The organism is Kitasatospora sp. NPDC059648, assembly GCF_042734825.1.
In the GTDB taxonomy this organism is placed as follows: Bacteria; Actinomycetota; Actinomycetes; order Streptomycetales; family Streptomycetaceae; genus Kitasatospora.
This window is the reverse complement of sequence record NZ_JBHWDU010000022.1, coordinates 102228-108280: the sequence shown is the minus strand read 5'-3', so window position 1 is coordinate 108280 and position 6053 is coordinate 102228. Positions and strand designations below refer to the sequence as shown.

The following is a 6053-nucleotide window of genomic DNA, read 5'->3' as shown; positions in this document are numbered from 1 at the left end:
AGCCAGTTGGCGTCCGGGCCGCTGCCTGAGGGTGGGTGCGAGATGGTTCAGGAGGCGGTGCGCACCTCGGGGCTCGCGGTGACCGGGGTGACCTCGACCAGACCGGTCTCGCCGAAGGTCAGCTTGCAGGTGTCCGCGCGGTAGGTGGAGACGGCGAGCGCCACCAGGCGGCCGGCCGAGGCGTACTGGGTGGTCATGACCAGCACCGGGGTGCCCGGGGGGCGCTCCAGCAGGACGGCCTCGTCGGCCTCGGCGACACCGAGCTCGACGGCGCGGGACTCGCCGTCCACCTCCAGGCGCTCCAGCTGGCGCAGCACCGAGCGGGCGCGGTCGCTCTCGGCCCGGAAGCCGGGCAGGTGCGGCAGGGCGGACGCGGGGACGTGCAGCGACTCGGTGGCCATCGCGCGACCCTCGACCAGGCGGACCCGGCGGACGGTGTGCACGGTGGCCCCCTCGGCGATGCCGAGGTCCTTGGCCAGCTGCGCGGAGGCCGGGGCGGTGGTGCAGTCCACCGTGCGCCAGGCCTGGCTGCGGCCGGCGCCGGGCCAGCCCTCCTCCTGCCGGTTGACCGGGACGCCGACCCGCGGGGCGGCGATCAGCGTGCCGATCCCCCGGCGGCGGACCAGCCGGCCCTCCAGCTCCAACTGGTCCAGGGCCTGCCGCAGCGTCGCCCGGGCGACCCCGAAGCGGGCGGAGAGCTCACGCTCGTTGGGCAGGATCTCACCGGTGGAGAACTCCGAGTCGATGGCCCGCAGCAGCACCGTGCGCAGGTGCCAGTACTTCGGTTCCGGCACCGCCGAAAGCTGTCCTGTCGTCCCGACCGTGCCCACCGTGTCCTCCACCTGGTCCTGTCCGCCCTACGACAAGGAGGGCGGATCCCGGGCCCGCTGCCCGCTGTTGCGGCAGGTGGGAGAGCGAGCCTTTATCCGTCCTTCTTTATTAAAGGTCCTTGCAGTAAGCGACCCTAGGTGCTGCGTCCGGAGATGGTCAAGACCAATGGCACGGCTTGACGCGACCGTCGCGAAGATTCATGCCGCGTTCACGACGGCCCGCGCCGGCGCCCTGCCACGGCCCCTGCCGCGCGTCACGGTGCGGGGCGGACACGGCCAATGGGTAGGCTGCCCGGGTGATCGTGGTGACGAGTGTGAACGTGAACGGAATCCGGGCCGCCGCCAAGAAGGGCTTCGTCGAGTGGCTGGCCGGAACGGAGGCGGACGTGATCTGCCTCCAGGAGGTGCGTTCCGAGCCCGGGCAGCTGCCCGTCGAACTGCGCGACCTGGACGGCTGGCACGCGGTCTGGGCCCCGTCCGCCGCCAAGGGCCGGGCCGGCGTCGCGATTCTCTCCCGCGGGGAACCGCAGCGCACCGCGATCGGATTCGGATCGGAGGAATTCGACGGTTCCGGCCGCTACGTCGAAATCGACCTCCCGGGCCTGACCGTCGCCAGCCTGTACCTGCCCTCCGGCGAGGTCGGAACCGAGCGCCAGGACGAGAAGGAACGCTTCATGGCGGAATTCCTCGTCCACCTCACCGCCCTGCGCGCCCGCGCCGCCGCCGACGGCCGCGAGGTCGTGGTCTGCGGCGACTGGAACATCGCCCACCGCCCCGAGGACCTCAAGAACTGGAAGGCCAACCAGAAGTCCGCCGGCTTCCTCCCCGAGGAACGCGCCTGGCTCTCCCGCGTCTACGACGAGGCCGGCTACGTCGACGTCGTCCGGGCCCTCCACCCCGACCGCACCGGCCCCTACTCCTGGTGGTCCTACCGCGGCCGCGCCTTCGACAACGACTCCGGCTGGCGGATCGACCTCATCGTGACGACTCCGGGCATTGCGGACAGGTGCATTGCGGCCTACGTCGAGCGAGCTGCTTCCCACACCGAGCGCTGGAGCGACCACGCGCCCGTCACGGCCGAGTTCGACTTCGGCGACAACTGACCTACGGTCGGTCACCGGGACGTCCGGCCCTTCAGCGGCACCGCCCGACCCGAGCGCCACGCCGACGTGCTCGTCGTGATCGGGCCCAACGGCTTCACCCGGGACGCCGAGAACCCTTCACCGCCCGCCACGTCCTCATCCTGGCCAGCCGGCAGATCCTCCTGAGCCGGGCCCACGGCTTCCACCTCCACGACGCGATCGACGAAGAAGAGGAGCGCGTAGCCGCCTGCCCGACCTCCTCCCCGAGAACCTGCCCGGTCCACCACTCACCCGCCCAGGCGCGCGCCCGTCAGCACATCGTCGAAGACGGCTTTGTTGCGCGCCCGGTCGGAGCTCGACATCGAGAGACAGGTCAGGTACCCGGCGCAGGGACCTCCGACGGCCATCGCGGAGGCGTGGTACTCGCGAGCCCTGTGTCCGAGGGCGAAGTCCCGGGCGGCCGCCGGCGTCTCCTGCCAGGTCGTGCTCTGTATCCGGACGGTGCCGGAACGGCGCCGTCCGGGATCGCCCGCGGCGGGCCGCGCAGCCTCAACCCGGGAGTGGGGGCCGAGGGCGGCGGCGATCTCCCGGGCGACTTCTGCCATCGCGCCATCCGGGACAAGTCCACTCACTCGGACATGCCACAGCTACGCAGTGACCCTTGCTTTCCGGCACTGAAGGCGTATGGTCACTCGTCATCAGGCGTAAACAGACATGAAACGGACTTGATCCCACATGCATGCTCCCGAGCGACAGCAAGAGATCCTGCGCCTCACCCAGTTCCACGGGCGGGTGGACGTGCCCTCGCTCGCCGAGGAGTTCGGTGTCACGCAGGAGACCATCCGACGGGACCTGTCCGCCCTCGACCGGGCCGGGCTCGTGCGCCGGGTGCACGGCGGCGCGCTGCCGGCCGGAGCCCTGCACCTCGAACCGGCCATCGCGGAGCGGGACTCCGCAGCCGCCCACGAGAAGGACCGGATCGCCCGCGCCGCCCTGGCACTGCTCCCTACCGAGGGCACCGTGCTCCTGGACGCCGGGACCACCGTCTCACGGCTCGCCGCCCTGCTGCCGCTGGACAGCACCCTCGCGATCGTCACCAACGCGCTGCCGATCGCCGCCCGGCTGGCCGACCACCCGGGCCTCGGCCTCCACCTGGTCGGTGGCCGCCTGCGGCACCGGACCCAGGCGGCCGTGGACGCCTGGGCGCTGCGCGACCTCGCCGACGTCCACGCCGATGTCGCGGTCATCGCGACCAACGGCTTCTCCCGCGAGGTCGGGCTCTCCACGCCCGACCTCGCGGAAGCGGCCGTGAAGCGCGCCATGGTGGCCGGTGCCCGCCGGGTGATGCTGGTCGCCGACTCCTCCAAGTACTGCGCCAGACACTTCGCCCGCTTCGGCGTGCTCGACGACGTCGACATCCTGGTCACCGACACCGGGCTGACCGACCGGCAGGCAGCCGAGATCGAGACCCACGGCCCGGAGGTCCTCCGCGTCTGACCACCGGCACCGGAGATCCGGCGACTCCCGCCGGGCTCGCGACGGGAGTCGCCGGACACTCCCTACCCCCGCCAGGAAGACCTCAGGTGGCGGACCGCCAGCGACTCGGCCCGTGCGGCGCCCCCGTCGGCGTAGAAGGCGACGCCGGTGTCGGACGGGTCGGGGAAGACCTGGTCGGTGAGCACGAGCGTGCCGTCGCCCGCGTAGACCTCGACCGAGGAGGCGTCGACCAGGACGCGCAGGGTGAGCCGCCCGTTCGGGTCCAGGTGCAGCTTCGCCCGGTGCACGGCCGCGAAGGACTCGTGGAAGGCGGTGGTCCCGGACGCGGTGCGGTCGACGTACAGCTCACCGGCCGCGGTGTCGTAGCCGATCCTGGTCCGGTGCCCGCCTCCGGCGTGCACCGCGAGGCCGAACTCCCGGGCGGTGCCGGCCCGCAGCCGAGCGTTGATCTCCAGGGCGGCGCCGCTCACCGGGAGCGGAAGGCGGGTGTCGCGCACCGGCAGGTCGGAGCCGCGCCAGGGCCGCCCCTCACGCAGCTCCTCCAGCTCCCCGACGGGGCGCTGGACGAGCACGGTACGGCCGTCGACGGTGGAGAGCGCGAGCTCGCGCGGGAAGGTGTCGGCGCCGCGCCAGGGCGAGGTGGGGATCCTGTCGGCGTAGGCCCAGTTGTTCATCCAGCCGATCACCACTCGACGGCCGTGCGGCTCGTCGTTGACACTGGTGGCGGCGTAGAAGTCGGCGCCGTGGTCGAGCCAGTGCGCGCGCTGCGCCATGCCGGGGGCCGGGGCGTCGGCGAGCGTGAACTGGTCGGCGAGCACGTGGCCCCAGCCACCGGTGGCGTGGTCGGCGACCCGCACTTGGACCTGCCGGCCGATCAGGTCGCCGAGGTCCCAGGAGGTCCAGTCCGGGGTTTCGCTGTCGCTGCCGGTGGCGCTGCGGACGACCTGGCCGTCAAGCAGCAGGTTGACGGCGGTCTGCCGGTCCTTGGGTCGGGCCTGTCGGTCGGACAGCCGGAGGTCGCCGACCATCAGGTGCCCCCAGCCGCCGGTGGCGTTGTCGACGATCCGGACGGTCGCCCGGCGGCCGGCGAACTCGCCGATGTCCCAGCTGCTCCAGTCGAGTTCGCCGCTGTCACGGCCGGTGGCGGTGCGGACCACCCGGCCGTCCACCACGAGGTTGACGATGGTCTCGCCGCCGGTGCCGGCCGGGTGGTTGCCACCGCCGATCAGGAGGTTGAGGTAGCGGTGGTCGATGGTGAACTCGGGTGAGGTCACCGTGCCGGTGGCCGCGTCCCCGGCGCCGGGGGTGAAGGTGTCGAGCACGCTGTCGCCGAGGCTGCCGTCCAGGTGCTCCTTCGTGGGCGTGATCCCGGCGAGGTCGCCGGTGGCGGTCCAGCCGGGAGGGAGGGCTGCGCCCTGGAAGTCGGCGAGGGCGGCGCCCGGAGGTGCCGAGCCGTCGCCGGAGCCCGGGACGTACGGGTGGTTTCCGCCGCCCACCTGGAAGTCGAGATAGCGGCGGGTGACGGTGAAGGGCGGTGAGAGGAGGTCGCCGGTAGCGGCGTCGCCGCCGAGGAAGGTGTTGACCAGGCCGGGGCCGGTGAACCCGGAGACGGGCTGCTGGCCGGGCAGGATGCCGGTCGCGGGCGCGGTGCCGAAGGCCGTGCCGGTGGCCGTCCAGCTGCCGTAGGTGCCGTCGTCGAAGCCGTTCACCAGGGTGCCGGCGGGCGGGGTGTAGCTGCCGGCCGGGTCGTCGGCGACGAAGCTGGTGCCGTCGAAGTCGCCGATGAAGTACTGGACGGCGGTGGAGTGCTGGGGGCCGCCGTTGGTGGAGACGGTCAGCACCCACTTGGTGCGCGCCGGGTCGCCGTCCACGGCGAGGGGGAAGAGGTCCGGGCACTCCCAGACCCCGCTGGTGGCTCCGGCCGGGCCGAACTCGCTCAGTCCGGTCCAGGACTTGAGGTCGTGGGAGGAGTAGAAGCGGATCTGGTGCCGGTCGGAGAGGGCGACGGCCATCAGCCAGCTGCCGGTCCGGTCGTTCCAGAACACCTTGGGGTCGCGGAAGTCCGAGGATCCGATGTCCAGGACGGGGTTGCCCCGGTACTTGGTCCAGCTGGTGCCGCCGTCGAGGGAGTAGGCGAGCGACTGCGTCTGGCGGCCGTCGGGGGTCCTGGCCGCGCTGGTGTAGACCGCGACCAGCGGTGGGTTGTCGGTGGTGCCCAGGCCACTGGAGTCGGTGCGGTCGTCGACCACCGCGCCGGAGAAGATCATCGCACTGTCGTCCTGCGGGATGGCGAGCGGCTGTTCGGTCCAGTGCACCAGGTCGGGGCTGGTGGCGTGGCCCCAGGACATGTTGCCCCAGGTGGTGCCGGCCGGGTTGTACTGGAAGAACAGGTGGTAGGCGCCGTGGTGGTAGATCGGGCCGTTGGGGTCGTTCATCCAATTCCGGGCCGGCGAGAAGTGGAACTGCGGGCGGTAGGGCTCCTGGTAGGCGGCCCCATGGTGGGTGGCGGCCGAGGCCGGGGTCAGCGGCAGAGCGGTGAGGGCGGCGGCGAGCGCGGCGAGCAGCCGGCGGGCACGGGGAACGGGCACAGGGGGAACAGGCATGGCGGGGTGCTCCTCCGAAACTGTGTCATCGTTGACTCATG

Annotated in this window: 5 protein-coding genes; 2 read left to right on the top strand and 3 right to left on the bottom strand. The window is 72.2% G+C overall.

The annotated features are described in order from the left end of the window. Positions 1-47: 47 nt before the first annotated feature. Positions 48-794: a GntR family transcriptional regulator gene (locus ACFV1W_RS16305; RefSeq protein ID WP_380417055.1), complete on the bottom strand. Its 747-nt coding sequence runs from the start codon at positions 792-794 to the stop codon at positions 48-50. Between the two features lie 332 nt (positions 795-1126). Here ACFV1W_RS16305 and ACFV1W_RS16300 point away from each other — a divergent pair, with 332 nt between their 5' ends. Further along, positions 1127-1933 (top strand): exodeoxyribonuclease III, encoded by an 807-nt coding sequence (locus ACFV1W_RS16300; RefSeq protein WP_380417053.1) that lies wholly within the window; start codon positions 1127-1129, stop codon positions 1931-1933. Between the two features lie 266 nt (positions 1934-2199). On the opposite strand, the gene ACFV1W_RS16295 is transcribed toward ACFV1W_RS16300, so the two are convergent. Further along, a complete protein-coding gene (locus ACFV1W_RS16295) occupies positions 2200-2517 on the bottom strand; it encodes a hypothetical protein (RefSeq protein ID WP_380417050.1) in 318 nt (105 codons plus the stop codon). A gap of 130 nt (positions 2518-2647) precedes the next feature. On the opposite strand from ACFV1W_RS16295, the gene ACFV1W_RS16290 reads away from it, so the two are divergent. Further along, positions 2648-3409, top strand: coding sequence for a DeoR/GlpR family DNA-binding transcription regulator (locus ACFV1W_RS16290; protein WP_380417047.1), 762 nt, complete (start codon positions 2648-2650; stop codon positions 3407-3409). A gap of 62 nt (positions 3410-3471) precedes the next feature. Here the strand turns inward: ACFV1W_RS16290 and ACFV1W_RS16285 are convergent, their stop codons facing one another. Beyond that, the gene (locus tag ACFV1W_RS16285) at positions 3472-6012 is read right to left on the bottom strand and encodes a GH32 C-terminal domain-containing protein (RefSeq protein ID WP_380417045.1); all 2541 of its coding nucleotides are present in this window, start codon (positions 6010-6012) and stop codon (positions 3472-3474) included. Positions 6013-6053: the final 41 nt, after the last annotated feature.

What these genes read in the sequence shown, in the direction of transcription:
- ACFV1W_RS16295 (WP_380417050.1), bottom strand. Translation starts at nt 2,517, where the DNA reads ATGGCAGAAGTCGCCCGGGAGATCGCCGCCGCCCTCGGCCCCCACTCC.
- ACFV1W_RS16290 (WP_380417047.1), top strand. Translation starts at nt 2,648, where the DNA reads ATGCATGCTCCCGAGCGACAGCAAGAGATCCTGCGCCTCACCCAGTTC.
- ACFV1W_RS16285 (WP_380417045.1), bottom strand. Translation starts at nt 6,012, where the DNA reads ATGCCTGTTCCCCCTGTGCCCGTTCCCCGTGCCCGCCGGCTGCTCGCC.